12 protein-coding genes are annotated in these 16,848 nt (G+C 52.4%); 5 read left to right on the forward strand and 7 right to left on the reverse strand.

Annotated elements, in window-relative coordinates; genetic code table 11:
• Nucleotides 1-103: 103 nt before the first annotated feature.
• A complete protein-coding gene (gene prmB, locus LQ901_RS09115; protein WP_039046023.1) occupies nucleotides 104-1,036 on the reverse strand; it encodes a 50S ribosomal protein L3 N(5)-glutamine methyltransferase in 933 nt (310 codons plus the stop codon).
• Between the two features lie 76 nt (nucleotides 1,037-1,112).
• On the opposite strand from prmB, the gene smrB reads away from it, so the two are divergent.
• The gene (gene smrB, locus LQ901_RS09120) at nucleotides 1,113-1,637 is read left to right on the forward strand and encodes an endonuclease SmrB (RefSeq protein WP_039046022.1); all 525 of its coding nucleotides are present in this window, start codon (nucleotides 1,113-1,115) and stop codon (nucleotides 1,635-1,637) included.
• 84 nt (nucleotides 1,638-1,721) lie between these two features.
• Here smrB and sixA read toward each other — a convergent pair whose 3' ends face one another.
• On the reverse strand, nucleotides 1,722-2,198 hold the full coding sequence (gene sixA / locus LQ901_RS09125) for a phosphohistidine phosphatase SixA (protein ID WP_152117376.1): 477 nt from the start codon (nucleotides 2,196-2,198) through the stop codon (nucleotides 1,722-1,724).
• Between the two features lie 268 nt (nucleotides 2,199-2,466).
• Here sixA and LQ901_RS09130 point away from each other — a divergent pair, with 268 nt between their 5' ends.
• Nucleotides 2,467-5,244, forward strand: a complete 2,778-nt coding sequence (locus LQ901_RS09130) for an insulinase family protein (RefSeq protein WP_152117377.1) — start codon at nucleotides 2,467-2,469, stop codon at nucleotides 5,242-5,244.
• Nucleotides 5,245-5,366: 122 nt separating this feature from the next.
• Here LQ901_RS09130 and LQ901_RS09135 read toward each other — a convergent pair whose 3' ends face one another.
• From LQ901_RS09135 to fadI, 3 genes are all read right to left on the reverse strand, one after another.
• Nucleotides 5,367-5,825 (reverse strand): YaiI/YqxD family protein, encoded by a 459-nt coding sequence (locus LQ901_RS09135; protein WP_152117378.1) that lies wholly within the window; start codon nucleotides 5,823-5,825, stop codon nucleotides 5,367-5,369.
• Between the two features lie 112 nt (nucleotides 5,826-5,937).
• Nucleotides 5,938-8,067 carry a fatty acid oxidation complex subunit alpha FadJ gene (gene fadJ, locus LQ901_RS09140; protein WP_233672176.1) on the reverse strand — a complete coding sequence of 710 codons (2,130 nt, stop codon included), beginning with the start codon at nucleotides 8,065-8,067 and terminating at the stop codon, nucleotides 5,938-5,940.
• Nucleotides 8,067-9,377 (reverse strand): acetyl-CoA C-acyltransferase FadI, encoded by a 1,311-nt coding sequence (gene fadI / locus LQ901_RS09145; protein ID WP_152136001.1) that lies wholly within the window; start codon nucleotides 9,375-9,377, stop codon nucleotides 8,067-8,069. Before fadI ends, fadJ begins: the two co-directional genes overlap by 1 nt.
• A gap of 476 nt (nucleotides 9,378-9,853) precedes the next feature.
• Here fadI and LQ901_RS09150 point away from each other — a divergent pair, with 476 nt between their 5' ends.
• Nucleotides 9,854-11,620, forward strand: a complete 1,767-nt coding sequence (locus tag LQ901_RS09150) for a BatD family protein (protein WP_081632794.1) — start codon at nucleotides 9,854-9,856, stop codon at nucleotides 11,618-11,620.
• A 194-nt stretch (nucleotides 11,621-11,814) separates the two neighbouring features.
• Here the strand turns inward: LQ901_RS09150 and LQ901_RS09155 are convergent, their stop codons facing one another.
• Nucleotides 11,815-12,105 carry a YfcZ/YiiS family protein gene (locus LQ901_RS09155; protein ID WP_010862156.1) on the reverse strand — a complete coding sequence of 97 codons (291 nt, stop codon included), beginning with the start codon at nucleotides 12,103-12,105 and terminating at the stop codon, nucleotides 11,815-11,817.
• 490 nt (nucleotides 12,106-12,595) lie between these two features.
• Here LQ901_RS09155 and LQ901_RS09160 point away from each other — a divergent pair, with 490 nt between their 5' ends.
• Both LQ901_RS09160 and LQ901_RS09165 read left to right on the forward strand, forming a co-directional pair.
• Entirely contained in the window at nucleotides 12,596-13,912 is a 1,317-nt protein-coding gene (locus LQ901_RS09160) for a porin (RefSeq protein ID WP_064977417.1), read from the forward strand.
• A 476-nt stretch (nucleotides 13,913-14,388) separates the two neighbouring features.
• The gene (locus tag LQ901_RS09165) at nucleotides 14,389-15,696 is read left to right on the forward strand and encodes an outer membrane protein transport protein (protein WP_064977416.1); all 1,308 of its coding nucleotides are present in this window, start codon (nucleotides 14,389-14,391) and stop codon (nucleotides 15,694-15,696) included.
• Nucleotides 15,697-15,846: 150 nt separating this feature from the next.
• Here LQ901_RS09165 and LQ901_RS09170 read toward each other — a convergent pair whose 3' ends face one another.
• Entirely contained in the window at nucleotides 15,847-16,611 is a 765-nt protein-coding gene (locus LQ901_RS09170) for an MlaA family lipoprotein (protein ID WP_010862159.1), read from the reverse strand.
• Between the last annotated feature and the right edge of the window lie 237 nt (nucleotides 16,612-16,848).

Genomic DNA, 16,848 nt, shown 5'->3' on the forward strand with positions numbered 1-16,848 from the left:
AAAAGTATCCTTGATAATGCGCAAATAATTCGGGCAGCTCAAGGCTGCCCGAGGGGAAATTGCACATTTTCTGCCGCATCAGCTGCGGCTATCGCGTGAACAATCAGTCACGAAACGGCGCAAAGTGGTGGTAATGATCCACAATTTGCTGACGCGTCAGCATGAATACGCCCAAACCACCGTGCTCGAACTCCAGCCATGTGAATGGGATCTCTGGATATTGCGCTTCCAGATGCACCATGCTGTTGCCCACTTCGCAAATTAGCACGCCATCTTCAGCCAGATAATCTGGTGCGCCGGCCAAAATGCGCTTGGTCAGCTTCAGACCATCCATACCCGAAGCCAAACCGATGGCTGGCTCGTGGTGATATTCATCCGGCATGTCGGCGATATCTTCTGCGTCAACATACGGCGGGTTAGTGACGATCAGGTCATATTTGTCCTGCGGCAGATCGCGGAATACATCAGAGCGGATCGGGATCACGCGCTGCTCCAGCGCATGCGCATAGATGTTTTGCTCGGCCACTGTCAGGGCATCGGTAGAGATGTCGACCGCATCCACTTCTGCATCAGGGAACTCGGCGGCACACGCAATGGCGATACAGCCGCTACCGGTGCACATGTCCAAAATACGCAGCGGTTCGCGTGGCAGCAGGCCATCAAAATGGTTTTGAATCAGCTCGCCAATCGGAGAGCGTGGGACCAGTACGCGCTCATCCACATAAAATTCCATGCCACAGAACCAGGCGCTGTTGGTCAGGTATGCCACCGGCACGCGATCGTTAATGCGGCGCAGCACGCGCTCGACGATGCGATGACGCTCGCTCGGCGTCAAACGGCAGTTACGCATATCTGCAGGGAAATCCAGTGGCAAAAAGAGGGTCGGCAGCACCAGTGCTACCGCTTCATCCCACGGATTATCGGTGCCATGACCGTAGTACAATCCGGCAGCATTAAAACGGCTGACTGTCCAACGCAGCATATCCTGAATGGTATGCAGCTCGTTGACCGCCTCGTCGACAAAAATCTTATCCAATTTACCCTCCGAAACGCGATAATCTGCCGCTGATTTCCATATAATTAGCGTAATGAGTTCAGACACAGACAATCACATGAAGAAAAAACACACACTGTCCGAAGACGATACCACCCTGTTTCGCGACGCGATTCAGGGGGCGAAAAAGATAAAGCAGGATACCATAATCCGGCCACGCATCCAGCGCCCTGAGCGGGTAGAGGTGCGCGAACAGCAGGAACAGCGTGATGCCAGCTTCTATTTTTCTGACGAGTTTCAGCCCCGTCTGAGCGAAGAAGGCCCAATGCGCTATGTGCGCGAGGATGTCAGCCATTATGAACTCAAACAGTTACGCCGTGGCGATTTTACGCCGGAGCTGTTTTTGGACTTGCACGGATTAACGCAAGAACAAGCCAAGCAAGAGCTCGGCGCGCTGCTGGCTGCCTGTCGCCGCGAGCACGTAGCCTGCGCCTGCGTGATGCACGGCTATGGTCGCCATGTGCTGAAACGGCAAACGCCGCTGTGGCTGGCGCAACATCCACAAGTGCGCGCTTTTTATCAAGCGCCTAAAGAATGGGGTGGTGATGCCGCGCTGCTGGTTCTATTAGATGTAGTGGAATAACTGGCGCTGGCATGCGAGAAAAACCAAAGAATACGCAGGAATAACGGGCTTACATGAAGTAAGCCCGACGCTGTGGTGTGCGCGTTACAGTAAGTTTGCCGGTTGGATAATTTGCAGCAACTTGCCATGACCGGTGTCGGCATCCAGCTCAATGCAGGCCACACCGGAGGTTGCAAACATTGGCGGCACGGTGCCTGGGCACAAATCGGCCACCAAATACCCCACCAGCGGCAGGTGGGACACAATCAGCACGCTTGGCACCCCATCAGCGGCCAGCGCGGTCAGATAATCTGCCGCCGGCTGTGGATTACCTTCCGGGATCAATGAATCCCACACCTCTTCTGGCTGAGCCACCGGTAACACCGCACGGACGGTATGCCAGGTTTGCTGCGCCCGCAGATACGGACTCACCAATGCCTTTGCCACGCCACCTTCGGTTTGTCCGCTCAGCCATTCCGCCATCAGACGGGACTCCTGACGGCCACGCGGGGTCAGCGCACGCTGAGCATCACTGGCCGCATGGGATTCCGCCTCACCGTGGCGCATAATAAATATGTACATAAATAACCGTAATGTTATGTTTTTTATCGCATTATCCGGTCTATTTTACTTATTTAACCCAACCGGATCCTGTCATTGCCCGCTCATTGTGCCTTAATCCGTTCAATAACTAAACGTTTCACCGCTGAAAGTGCGGCCTGCGGCGAGCGGATATAGGTATGACTAAAGAAAATTGCACCGCACTGATTCCCGCTCCATAATGGGAGTCAGAAAGACCATTCTCTGTCACGAGCGCCGTCCATACATCTGATAACAACGAGGCACCGCCGTGTATCAAAGCCCGAACGATCATAAACAGTACCGTCATCTGGTATTAGCCAATCAACTGCGTGTGTTGCTGATCCATGACCCGTCCACAGCACGGGCGGCAGCGGCGCTGTCGGTGCGCGCCGGTCACTTTGATGATCCGGTCGACCGTCAGGGAATGGCGCATTTCCTTGAACATATGCTGTTTCTCGGCACTCAAAGCTACCCGCATCCGGGGGAGTTCCAGCAATTTATCAACCGCCACGGCGGCAGCAACAATGCGTGGACCGGCACCGAGCATACCAACTACTTTTTCGAGATAGTGCCAGATTATCTGCCAGAAGGACTGCAGCGTTTTGCCGGTTTCTTTACCGAACCTTTATTCAATCCAGAATTAGTGGATAAAGAGCGCCAAGCCATTGATGCCGAGTACAAACTCAAACTCAATGATGACACGCGGCGCTTGTATCAAGTGCATAAGGAAACCGTCAATCCCGCGCACCCATTTGCCAAATTCTCAGTCGGCTCTCTCGATACGCTAGCCGACCGCGAGCACGCGTCGGTGCGCGATGATCTGCTGCGCTTTTATCAGCGCTATTACTCCGCCGATCGCATGTGCTTAACCATTTTAAGCGCCCACGATCTGGACAGCCTAGAGCAGCTGGCCGAGCACTGCTTTAGCGTCATTCCGTGTCAACCCGCATCGGCACCAGAAACCTTGCCACCGCTGTATCGCGAGCAAGATTTAGGCATTTTGATCCACGCCAAACCAAAAAAAGAGACCCGCAAATTAACCCTGACCTTTGGTTTTCCCAATTGCGATCAGTTTTATCGGCAAAAACCGCTCTCTTTTATAGCTCATTTGCTCGGCTATGAAGGCCAAGGCAGCCTGCTGTCATGGCTCAAACGCCAGGGGTGGGCGAACACCTTATCCGCCGGAGGCGGGATCAGCGGCAGCAATTTTAAAGATTTCAGCGTTAGTCTGCTGCTCACTCCAGAAGGGATGGCGCATGTGCCAGAGATCGTCAGCCAGATTTTTGCGTATCTAGATCTGATCCGCCAACAAGGTTTGCAGGCTTGGCGCTACGCGGAAAAGCGCAGCGTGCTGGATACGGCATTCCACTTCCAAGAGCCGAGTAAACCGCTGGATTTGGTCAGCCATCTGGTGATGAATCTGTTTTTGTATCCGCCAGAAGATCTGCTGTGTGGCGATTACCTGATGCAGGCTTTCGATGAAGCGCAGATCCAGCACTTTCTCAGTCAAATGCAGCCCGATCGTTGCCGCCTGACGTTGATCGCTCCCGATCTGCCTACCGATCGCCAAGCGCAGTGGTATTTCACGCCGTACAGTGTGCGCCCACTGCCTGCCGAATGGCTGGCTCAGTGGCAACAACCGCAGAGCAATCCGGCGCTGTATTTACCGCCAGAAAACCCGTATTTGGTGGATAATCTGCAACCGCAACCGTTGCACGATGACAAGCCCTACCCAACTTTGCTGCAAGACCAGCCCGGTTTTCGCTTATGGCACTATCAAGAGCCAGAATTTCGACTGCCTAAAGGGCATATTTATATTGCGATCGACAGCCTAAACGCCGTCAGCTCGCCACGTCATGTGGCGCTGACCCGTTTGTGTGTTGAGATGCTGATTGATTCGCTGACTGAAGCGACCTATCCGGCAGAATTGGCGGGAATTGGCTATAACATTTACGCCCACCAAGGCGGCGTGACATTACAGTTATCCGGCTTTAGCGCCAAACAGCCACTGCTGCTGCAAACCATTTTGCATCGCTTTCGCCACCGCGAGTTCCGGCAAGAACGTTTCGATACCATCCGCCAGCAACTGCTGCGTAACTGGCGGAATGTGACGGAAGAAAAGCCGATTTCCCAGCTGTTCAATCAGCTAACAGGTTTACTGCAACCGAACAATCCGCCGTACAATAAGCTGTTACCCGAACTGGAAAAAGTGACGCTGGCGGAGTTACCGCCCTTTGTTGAGCAGATGTTCTCGCATGTGCACATCGAAATGCTGATGTTTGGCGATTGGCCGGAATCGCAAGCGCGGTTACTGGGCGAGATGCTGACCACCCATTTGTTGACCGACAGCAATCCGGGCCATGAAACTCGGCGTCAATTGGTCAGTATTCAAGGTCGCGGTAGCCTGCTGCGTCAATATGATTGCGCGCACCATGACTCGGCGCTGCTTGTGTATTACCAGTCTGCACACTACGCGCCGCGAGATATTGCGCTATCTATCTTCACCAATCACCTGATGTCTGCCACGTTCTTCCATGAGCTGCGCACTCGCCAGCAATTGGGTTACATGCTCGGCTCAGGTAATCTGCCGCTCAACCGCTTTCCGGGGCTGATTTTTTATGTGCAATCACCGGTCGCTGGCCCGACGCACTTGCTGGAATCGATTGATGATTTTATCAATGCCTTCCCGCTGGTGTTGCTGGAGCTGACCGAACAGCAATGGCAAGCCAGTAAACAAGGGCTGCTGGCACAAATTAACGAGCCAGATACCAATTTGCGCACCCGCGCTCAGCGTTATTGGGTCAGTATCGGCAACAAAGATTGGACGTTCGATCAACGCCGCCGCATTGCCCATGCGGTGGCGTCGCTCACCCGTGCCGAGGTGATCCGCTTTATCGTCACCCAGCTCAAACCGCGCACGGCAGACCGTTTAATCTTGAGCAGCCACGGCGAAGCGCACTTAAACCAAGAGCGACTGCGTGTTGAGCATGTGATTACCGATGCGGGCGCCTTCCAGCGCCAAAGCCGCAAGCTGGAAACGCCGTAGCGGATATCAACACTAATATCGCCAAGCTCGCCAACACAGACGCTGACCGCGTTAACCGCGCGGTCATTCTTTTGACATCTTTATGGGTATCGCGACGCATAAAGATTTAACGGCTTAAAGTATTAACAACAACTGCGCTGATAGCTGACTAACCAACGATCGAGCTCACCGGCAAACGCTTGGCGATCACGTTGACTAAAGGCTGCCGGCCCGCCGGTTTGGATCCCACTGGCGCGCAGGGTATCCATAAAATCACGCATGTTTAGGCGCTGACGGATATTTTCACTGGTATACAGCTCGCCGCGTGGGTTCAAGGCAATCGCTTTTTTCTCCAGCACTTCCGAGGCTAACGGAATATCGGCGGTGATCACCAAATCCCCCGCCTGTGCACGGCGCACAATTTCGTTATCGGCCACATCAAATCCGGCCGCCACCTGAATACTTTGAATATAACGTGACGGCGGCACCGCCAACGGCTGGTTGGCCACTAAGGTCACCGCAACACCCACGCGCTCAGCGGCACGAAACAAAATCTCTTTGATCACTTTTGGACACGCATCGGCATCCACCCAAATTTGCATAGCTTGACTCAACCCGCTAGGGAAAAACGGCAGCATAACAGTGGCGGCGACATAAAAAAACCAGCCTTACGGCTGGTTAACAAAAGGAGTGATTTTAAAGGAGGTTATCTTATTATTCTGAATAGAATTTCTCATTCCCCTGCGCCATCTGCAACAAGCGATCACAAGGTTCAAAGCGTTGACCAAACCGTTTCGCATGTTCCTGCAGACGGGTTGTCAGCTGTGCAGCGCCGATGCGATCCATGTAACGGAACGGGCCGCCTAAGAACGGAGGGAAACCAATCCCGAAAATCGCCCCAATATCCCCATCGCGTGGGCTGCGGATAATCCCTTCATCTAAACAGCGTGCCGCTTCATTGAGCATCATTAGCACACAGCGTTCGGCCAATTCTTGTGGATCTTGGTTGGTGCTCGGCTGTACACCCAGGACCTTGTACACGGAGGTATCCGGCTGCTTCTTCCCTTTACGCATTTTTTTGCCGTACAGGTAAAAACCGCGCCCATTTTTACGCCCTTTACGATCATCTTTGAGCAGGGCACTAAAGGCGTCAGGCGCAGCAAAACGCTCACCGAGCGCTTCTTGCAAAATAGGCGAAATCTTAGCGCCGACATCAATGCCCACTTCATCCAGCAACGTAATCGGGCCTACAGGGAAGCCAAAATCCATCAGCGCGGCATCAATATGCTCGATACTGTCACCGGCCAACAGGCAGCGCGCCGCCTCATTCATGTACGGAGCCAGAATCCGGTTAACATAAAAACCGGCCTGATCCGCCACCACAATGGGGGTTTTGCCCTGCTTACGCGCAAATTCGACCGTGGTCGCGATGGTCTGCGCCGACGTACCGGCATGCGGGATCACTTCCACCAACGGCATTTTGTCAACTGGACTGAAATAATGCAGCCCGATCACATTTTCAGGTCGCTGCGCCTGCGCCGCAATCTGACCGATCGGCAATGAGGAGGTATTGGAGGCAAACACGGTATCGACTCGGCAATATTGTTCAACATCCGCCACCATCTTTTGTTTGAGTTTCAAATCCTCAAACACCGCTTCGACCACCAGGTCGCGCTCGGCAAACGCGGTGTAGTCCAGCCCGCCGGAAAGCATCAGCATCTGTTTTTGCATCTGCGCAGGCAGCAGGATTTTCTTCTTCACCCGTTTGTTCAAGATATCGTAGCTGTAACGCAGCGCGTGGTTAATCCCCGCACTGGCCACATCTTTAATGCGCACCGGTAACCCGGCTTTACTGGCGGTTACAAAGGCAATCCCGCCGCCCATCAAGCCGCCACCTAATACGCCAATACTCTTGAGCGGCAGCGGTGTTGCGCCCGCTTCACGCTCTTTTTTCATCTCGGTGGTGGCAAAGAAAATCGAGCGCAGTGCAGCAGACTCTGGGGTCATTACCAGCTCACCGAACTCACGCGCTTCGGCCTCTAAACCGGCGGCCATGCCCTTTTCTAAGCCACAGCGCACCACATCCAAAATCTTCTCAGGCGCGGGATAATTGCCACGGGTTTTACTTAAGGTTTGCTTAGTCGCCTGATTGAACACCAGATTACGCCCCGCGCTGTTGCCTTCCAGCAACCAGCCCATCGCACCGCCCGGTTTACTGCGTTTCGGTTTCGGTTGTAGCGCCAGCTCCGCAGCGGCCTGCAGTAAAATACTCGGCGGAACCACATCATCCACCAGCCCCATTTTACGCGCTGATTTTGCCCGTACACTGCGCCCGGTCAGCATCAGATCTAAGGCCTTGGCAACGCCAATCAGACGCGGCAGACGCTGCGTTCCGCCAGATCCAGGCAGCAGACCGAGCTGCACTTCTGGTAACCCCAGTTGGGTTTTATCATGCTCGGTACACACGCGAGCGTGGCAAGCCAGCGCCAGCTCTAGCCCACCGCCTAAGCAAGCGCCATGAATCGCCGCCACCACAGTAAACGGCAGTGCTTCCAACTCGGCCATCACCGCATGCCCTTGACGCGATAAGGTCGCCGCTTCATCAGCGCTACGGCAGGCGGCCAACATGCTGATATCCGCACCAGCGACAAAAGAGTCTGTTTTGCCGGAAATCAGCACCAAACCGCGAACATCATTACGATTTTTCAGATCGGATAAGATCGCGCGGATCTGTTCGCCAAACTCAGCTTTCAAGGTGTTAACACTATCGCCAGGGACATCCATGGTCAGCACGCCGACCCCGTCATCCCTGACCGTTAAGGAAAATGCGCTTTGTGTAGTCATTATTCGCTCTCCAATACCATGGCGGCGCCCAATCCGCCGGCGGCACACGCGGTGTTCAATGCTAATCCGCCGCCACGGCGCTTCAGCTCACGCAATGTCTGGGTGATCATCCGCGCGCCGGTGGCCGCAAACGGGTGACCATAGGCTAAAGAGCCGCCCAGCACGTTGAATTTGTCCATATCCACTTCGCCTATGGCTTGGCTACGGCCTAATTTATCGCGTGCAAAATCCGTACTGGCAAACATCCGCAAATTAGCCAAGGTTTGCGCGGCAAAGGCTTCGTGCATGTCAATCAAGGTCAAATCGGATAAGGTGACGCCAGCACGCTCAAGCGCCAGTGGCGTGGCATAAGACGGCCCCATCAGCATGTCTTGCCACACATCGATAGCCGCAAAAGCATAGCTACGAATAAAGCCGAGCGGGGTCAGGCCAAGCGCCTTGGCGCGCCCTTCGCTCATCAACATGACGGCAGCGGCGCCATCGGTCAACGGCGTACTGTTTGCTGCCGTCACCGTACCGTGGCGGCGATCAAAGGCCGGCTTGAGACGAGCATAATCGGCAAGTGTGGAGTCGCTGCGGATATTGTTATCTTTTTCTAGCGGCGCTTTGTACGGAGCCGAATACGCTGTCATCACTTCATCGGCCAGCAAGCCATCGGCCCAAGCACGCGCAGCCAGATGGTGCGAGCGCAGCGCCAACTCATCTTGCTCGGCGCGGCTAATGTGATAGGTTTTGGCCATCTGCTCGGCGGTTTGCCCCATCGATAAGCCGGTGGAATACTCTGCCACCGCCGGAGGAACCGGCAGTAAATCGCGCAAACGCAGGCTGGAGAAAATCTTCAATCGCTGGCTGAGACTGCGCGCTTTATTTAAATCCACCAATGCACGCGCTAATTTTTTCGACACGCCAATCGGCAGTACGGAAGAGGAATCGGCGCCACCGGCGATGCCGGTTTCGACCGTGCCGCTGACAATGCTGTCACAAATGTTGGCGACGGCTTGAAAACTGGTCGCGCAGGCGCGCGAAACGCTATATGCATCGGTATGAACGCTCATTCCGGTGCCTAACACGATTTCCCGGGCGATATTGGGCGCTTCGGGCATCTGCACCACTTGGCCGAACACCACTTGATCGATCAGTTGTGGATCGAGGCCGCTACGCAGCAGCAGCTCATTGACCACCATTTTTCCCAGATCCAACGCCGGTACGCCGTGAAATGCCGTCGCCTGACGGGCAAACGGGGTGCGTAATCCTGCCACCACCGCAATACGCTCACCGCTACGCGTGGTAAGGTTTTGTACCGCTTTCATGTGAACTCCTTTCAGAAATAGGCGCGCCAGTCTGCCGTGCTGGTCAGACCTGAACACTTTGAGTGTAACCTCTTGTTCACAATATTCAAACAACTGTTTGAGGCAGAAATGGCTTAGTCGGTGAGTTGAAGATCTTTCCCTCGTGTTTCGCCACAAGGCCAACCACACCGACAATGAAGACGCAATGACGCTGTCATTTTTTTGACTGCGCGGTGTCAATTGTTACCCGCACCACGAGCCACAATGACTACGGCCACCGATGGCCGTGACTAACTCTCACCGTGGCCTGCATTCGCGAGTTGATAAGGCGGACTCACCTCCTCCACCTTGTTCCTTACTTCCCTTACCTTGCCTGACCTTTCTAAGATAAGGCATATTTTTTGCTTACTTTTTTCTAGGAAAAGTTTCCATTACAGCGTCGCCAATACGCCGCTCTGTTTGTGCTGATACGTGGCCGGTTATCGACCGGTTACAGGATGCGTGTTATTTCACTCGATTCGGACATAGTCACCATTATGCTGATGGTACGCGATACCTTGCGCTCAATAACACTCTGGAAAACAGGGATAGCCTTGCTCTGCCTGAGCCTCAGCCCGCTGGCACAGGCCCTGACCAAACTGGATATCAGTATTGATAAAGAGCCGGTGGAACAAGGGCAACCTTTTACCCTGACCATCACCGCCGATGATCTGCTGCCCAATGAGGCGCTGGATCTCTCCCCGCTGTTTGGGCAGTCATTTGTGGTCGGTAACACCGAATATAACCAGATCCCTGCCGATAAAAAGCAACCGGCGGCAACCCGCTGGAAAACCACGCTGATGCAGGATCAAACCGGTAATTACCAAATTCCGGCACTGACTATCGATAACATCGCCAGCCAGCCACTGGCCTTTAATGTGGTGCCGGCAAAAGTGGAAGAGAAAAAAGAAGAAGTACCTGCCGAGCCAGCAAAACCGGTGATCACCTTGGATCAAGCGGTACTGAATACGCGCCTGTCTAAGCCGGTCGCCTATCCAGATGAAGCGGTATATCTGGATATCGATTTGGAACTGGCCAGCGAATTGCTCGATGGCGTGCTCTCTACGCCTGAGCTCAGCAACGGCACCTTGCGCCAAGTTGGCCAAGACCGCTCTTGGAGCTTAATGCGCGATGGTAACCGCTACCAGATTGTCAGCCGCCGCTATCAAATCATGGCGCATGAGCCGGGTAACATCACCATCAGCAATATTCGTTTTCGCGGTACTGTGCGTGGTAGCAGCCAATTGCAGCCACCGCTGAATGCCTACGCGGAAGCCATGCCGGTTACGCTGAACGTCCGCCCACTGCCAAAAGATTTAGCCGCCAACTGGCTGCCAGCGGAGAAAGTTTCGTTAGAAGAGACTTGGTTCCCACAGCCTACTGCCGCGAAAGTCGGGGAGCCACTGACCCGTACCATCCGTCTGCGCGCTCGTGGGTTGGGTGATAAGCCACTGGTGATGCCAGAGATTGTCTACCCTGCCGAACTCAGTTTACATGCCCAACCGGTGGAACAACGCCGCACCGTCAATGGGGAAACCGAGCTGGAAATTCGCCATATTCTGATGCCGAAACGCACCGCCAATAATGTGATGCTGCCTGAAATCAGCCTGACCTGGTGGAATACCCAGACCGAAAAAGCCGAAACTGCCGTACTGGCAGCTCAGCCGCTGGTGATCAGCAGTAATCCAGCGCTCAGTCAGCCGGTTGTGCCGATGGTGAAACCGAAAGAGAACTACGCCAACCTCTTTGGCTACATTGCGATCTTCGGTGGTTTCTTACTGGCCGGTGGCCTGTACTGGCATTTCAGTCAAAAACGCAGCTTGCGTAACGAGCTGAGCCGCCTGTCATTGATGATGCCAAGTGAGCCGGAGCCGGAAGAAAAAGCCTGGTTGGAGTTAGAGCAAGCTCTCAACAGCCATGAGCCGGCGCAGATCACCCGCGCGCTCAGCCAATGGGCGCGTCAACGTTGGCCGGGGCGCAAGTTCACTCACTTTGCCGAATTGCCAAGTGGCGATGCTATCGATCGCGAGCTAACCCGTTTGCGCCGTAGCAAAGATAATAAGAGCAGCTGGAATCCGCAGACACTGCGCCAGTTACTGCATCGAATCCGTGGGATCCGCAGCTATAACAGCAATAGTGCACCGACAGTCAGTACGCCGGTCACTGATTTACGCCGAGATGATGATTTTCCGAAAATCAGCCTCAAGCTGGATGACAAGGATTAATCCGATTCTCCGAGTGCATTAACAATGCGCTACATGAGAAAAGGCGCCAGAGAAAAGATGCATGAAAAAAGGCCGTATCCAAGGATACGGCCTTTTATTTTGTTCGCTATTTTACCGTATCGGCAGACAAGCATTAGAGTCTCGCCCTACACGGTGCGACCAACACCCGCAACGCATGCAGGTTTATCGCGTGATTAACGCAGCGCCAGCTGGAAAATCATCGTTTCAGCTTGGCAGGAGAAAGAGAAATCTGCACTCAGCTTGAAACCATCAGCAATCTCAGTGATATCGCTGGTGATATCACACGGTTCAGATTCGATATCACGAGCTTTTTGAGTCCATTTGGCCAAAAATGCTTCCGCCTCGTCTTTGGTCGCAAAAACTTTCTCAAGGCTAGCAGTGCAATCGGTGTTATCCAGAATGGTGCCAACATCCATACAGCAGCAAGCAGCGGTTTCTTGTGCGCGGCAGATATCATTAGACATAAATAGGTCCTCTCGTGAGCCGAATAAAATCAAACAGCCAAAACCTCAAATAAGGTATGGGATTATCATACACGGCTCATCAGTCTGACCCAACAGGAATTATGTGCTTCATTTTTAGCACTGGATTTGATTGCTCAAGTGTTAACAAAAGATTGAATTATGTATTATCTGAATGAATCAGCGTGAAAAAATCCACGTTTCAGCTCACATTCCGCGTAATATCTACGTTTCAGTTGAAATATTTATAAATACCTGTTTGCAATAAACTTTTAATTATCATCTTTATCCAATTAAAAATGATAACGTTACTCATGGTCAATATGAGTCTGTTTTTCGACCAAAACAGCCTGAAAAAGTGTTAACAAAAGGTTATTTTGCGCTTATATTGACCACTGGTCTGATTTCAGCAGACCGGCTAAGCCCCTACAATCCGCGCAACCCTCCATGAAGGGGGGACCGCAAATAATAATCACAGACAGAGAATCTGTATATGAACAAGAAGAACCTGTTAACCAAATCAGCTCTGGCTACCGCAGTGGCCTTATTATCCGCCAATGCCAGCGCCGCCGGCTATCAGATTGGTGAGCACTCCGCTTCCGGTCTGGGTCGTGCTTTCGCCGGTGAAGGTGCCGTGGCCGACAACGCCGCAGTCGTGATCCGCAACCCAGCCGCCATGATGATGTTCGATGCGCCGTCTATCTCTGGTGGTTTAACCTATATCGATCCAGAAGTGGATGTTAACGGCACGACATCTCGTCCACCTCTGGGCAAAATCCCAGGAAAAACATACAGCGCTAACGCTAGCGATATCGCTCCTTCTGCCGTAGTGCCGTTTGGTGCGGTTATTTATCCAATCAATGAACAATGGGCCTTAGGTGGCGCGCTGTTCTCAAACTACGGTCTGGCCACTGACTTCCCAAGCAATTTCAACGCCGGTTTCTTGGGTGGTAAAACTGACCTGACTACCGTTAACGCTAACTTAAGTGCGGCCTACCGCGTTAACCAACAGTTCAGCTTAGGTTTAGGTCTGAACGCAGTATACGCTGATGCGGAACTGGTTCGTCACGCAGGGATCCTGAGCTCCGATCCAGTACTGGGCTCCATCTCCAAACTGCCTTCCCCATCGACTGAGATCTCCTATCTGAAGGGTGATACTTGGGCATTTGGCTGGAACATTGGTGCGATGTGGGAAATCAACGAAGCCAACCGCTTGGCGTTGACCTACCGCTCTAAAGTGAAGCTGGATTTCGACGGTGACTACCGTGGTACTTCTTCAGTAACACCAAGCGGCTTTAACACTGTTCCAGCAAACCTGAAAGTAGATCTGCCTGATATCTGGGAAATCTCTGGCTACAGCCGTCTGAATCAACAGTTTGCTCTGAGCTACGGTATCATGCGCACCGGTTGGGACTCTTTCAAAGAGTTGAAAGCCACCAGCAGCCAGTGCCGTCCGGAAGAATGTCTGCAAAAAGACGAGAAGTTTGAAACCGCTTACCGTTATGCGCTGGGTGGTACTTACTACTACAGCCCAGAGTGGACTTTCCGTGCAGGTTTCGCCTACGACCAGAAAGCGTCTAAAGAGCATCCATCCATCTCTATCCCAGATCAGGATCGTGTATGGTACACCTTGGGTGCGACCTATGCCTTCGATAAGAACCTGAGTGTAGATGCTGGCTTTGCGTACCTGAACGGCCGCGGTGCTAACTTCAAAGAGAACCAAGCTGTTGGTCCAGTCACCATTCCTTCCGAGTTTGACTCCAAGGGTGATGCGTACCTGTACAGCGTGGGTCTGAACTACACCTTCTAATATCGCGTATCGGATACATCCATGCATTCTCGGGGATGTTTTCTGAATGCAAAAAGCCGGTCATCATGACCGGCTTTTTTGTACCTGTTACTCCTGCCTAACATTACTATCAACTCATCGTAATGGCGCACAGCGGCAACAAAATATTCCCATTCATTTTGATATATCGATAGCTTATTGAGCGAACTAAAATACTTCAGCGATTCTATAAATCGGCATGTAATAAGCATCATCGCGCTTAAAAATCGCTTTAAAATCAACCAATTTCAGCGTACACCGTGAAAAACAGCTGTACGCTGAAATTCAATTTGAGCGTACAAGCATTCGCTGACATTCGATATAAAACTTCATTTAATTAAAAAATTATAGTTTTAAACTCTGTTTTTATACCCATTACTGAAGAAGATTTGTATTAGGGATTGAGCGCACTACCATGCCGATACACATTTTCTCCATTCCAACGACATCTACTTATAATGAACAAGAAGAATATTGCGCGTTTGATTACCGGTGCGCTTTCCGGTGGACTGTTAATGCAAGCCCATGCCGCAGGGTTTCAATTAGCTGAATACTCAGCTACTGGCCTTGGCCGCGCCTTTGCAGGTGAAGCCGCCATCGCTGACAATGCTTCCGCTCAAGCCCGTAACCCAGCGCTGTTGGCGCAATTCGATTCGCTGAATGTGTCTGCTGGCGCGATTTACGTTAACCCGAATATCGACCTGAAAGGCACCACTACCACGCCACTGCATACCAAAATCGCAACCCAGGCTCGTGATGTAGCCGGTGATGCGTGGATCCCGAATGCCTATGCAGCAATGCCAATCAACGAGCGTTGGTTTGCAGGTTTAGCCATCAATTCTAACTTTGGTATGTCGACCGATCTGGAAAGCTCCTTTGCTGGCACCCAGTTTGGTAACCACACCAAAGTTCGCACGGTTGAATTTAATCCGAACATTGCTTACAAACTGAGTGACGAATGGCAACTGGGCGCCGGTGTTCGCTACGTACAAGGTGAAGGCTCAATTGGTGCTAGCGCGCCTTACTATCTGAACGCCTTGCCACAAACTAGACCATTTGCCGGTAAAACCCTCAAATACATGGAAGGCGATGACCATGCCTGGGGTTGGCAAGCCGGTGCTGTTTGGCAACCAACAAAAGATACCCGCATCGGTGCCGCTTACCATTCACAAATTAAACTGGACCTGAGCGGACACGCTGAAGGACTGGTTTATGATATGGCGATGCAGCAACGCAATGGTCAATATCCTGGTGTATTGCCACTGACCTTGCCTGCCAGCGCTGAATTGGCGGCATTCCATCAGATCACCCCACAATGGGCGGTGCACGGTAGCCTGAACTGGACCGAGTGGAGCAAATTCAAAGAACTGGTTGCTGATATCCAAGGTCTGGGTAATGACACGGTGAAAGTTGAAAACTGGCGTAATAGCTACCGCTTAGCGTTAGGTACCACTTATACACTGGACGATAGCACTCGCCTGCGCGGTGGTGTTGCTTACGATCGCTCAGCGGTTGATAGTGCAAACCGTACCTTAAGTATTCCAGAAATGGATCGCTACTGGTTCAGCGCCGGTATTGGCCATGATTTCACCCCGAACCTGACTGTTGATGCCGCATTGACTTACATTGCCGGTAAAAAAGCGGATGTCTCTGAGCCACGTCCACACATCGCGAACGATGCACAAGCGGGCATGATGGGGACATTCACCGGACAAGCCAGCGGTGATATCTGGTTGACCGGTGTGCAAGTGACTTACCGCTTCTGATCCACGCATCAGTCGCCATTGCAGGATAAAAAAAATAAAGGCACCTAACGGTGCCTTTATTTTTTGCTTTAGCGTCAATGATGGCTGACCGTTTCTGGCCTGTCGACCATGTTGTCATAACATCAAACCTCTCAGCACAATGTCATCGCATCAATCAATTTCATCAATGACGTCGTTGAGCTCTTTGGCATTCGGATTTTCAGTGGTCGGCGCGCGGCCACCGCTGACAATGAAGTTCTGATTTTGGAAATAAGCGTCACGGAACAAGATATACGAGTCTGGCGAATTACGCAGCAGAGCATCTTTATCCAGCGCATCCGCACGGCTATCAATGCCTTCCAACGCCCACTTAGCCACGCTACCCCATGGTGTGATCAGCGCCAACGGTACATAGGTGGAGTCCACCAAGCCGCCGATGTCCTGTCGTGGTGTAAATGAGCCATAACCCGGCACCATCACGTATGGACCAAAACCGACGCCATAATGGCCCAGCACATGGCCAAACTCACGCTGGTTTTCTTTTTGCATACCGGCAGCGCCAGCCACATCGACCAGACCTAACAGACCAAAGGTGCTGTTAATCCAGAAGCGGTTGAAATGGACAATGGCTTCTTTGGGCTGCCCTTGCAGCAAGTAGTTCACTGCTGAAGCAGGCTCATCCAGATTACTCAGCACATTACGAATGCCGGAAGTAATCGGCTTAGGGGTGTTACTCCAACCGACCGCTAATGGACGCAGAATATACGGGTCCAGTACGTCGTAGTTGAATTTCCACATCGTACGGTTAAACCCTTCAAACGGGTCATTAATCTGGCTATCGACCGCACTGCTCGCTTGCGCTTGATCAGGTTTTGCCGCGCAACCGGCTAATAACGATGCGGCCACCAGTAAACTGACTGCAGTTTTTTTATCCATGTTGTTCCATCTGCGAAAACCGGACAACAGTGCAAGTCCGGCTGTATTAAGGTTTTGATTATAAAAGCGTAAAGCGAGTACACCGCGTTGATCATGCGCACTCTGATCACGTACTGCTCACGCCAGTGCAGAATAACTGTCTCTGCGTCATCGTCCTGATATTGGTCAGCGAAGGCTGTTTTCGCCTTGCCTGCGTGTCCGTCCCCCTCTTTCCATTACGACGCTCTTGAGTTCGCA

It is taken from the genome of Plesiomonas sp. PI-19, assembly GCF_021368255.1.
In the GTDB taxonomy this organism is placed as follows: domain Bacteria; phylum Pseudomonadota; class Gammaproteobacteria; order Enterobacterales; family CAMTGL01; genus Plesiomonas; species Plesiomonas shigelloides.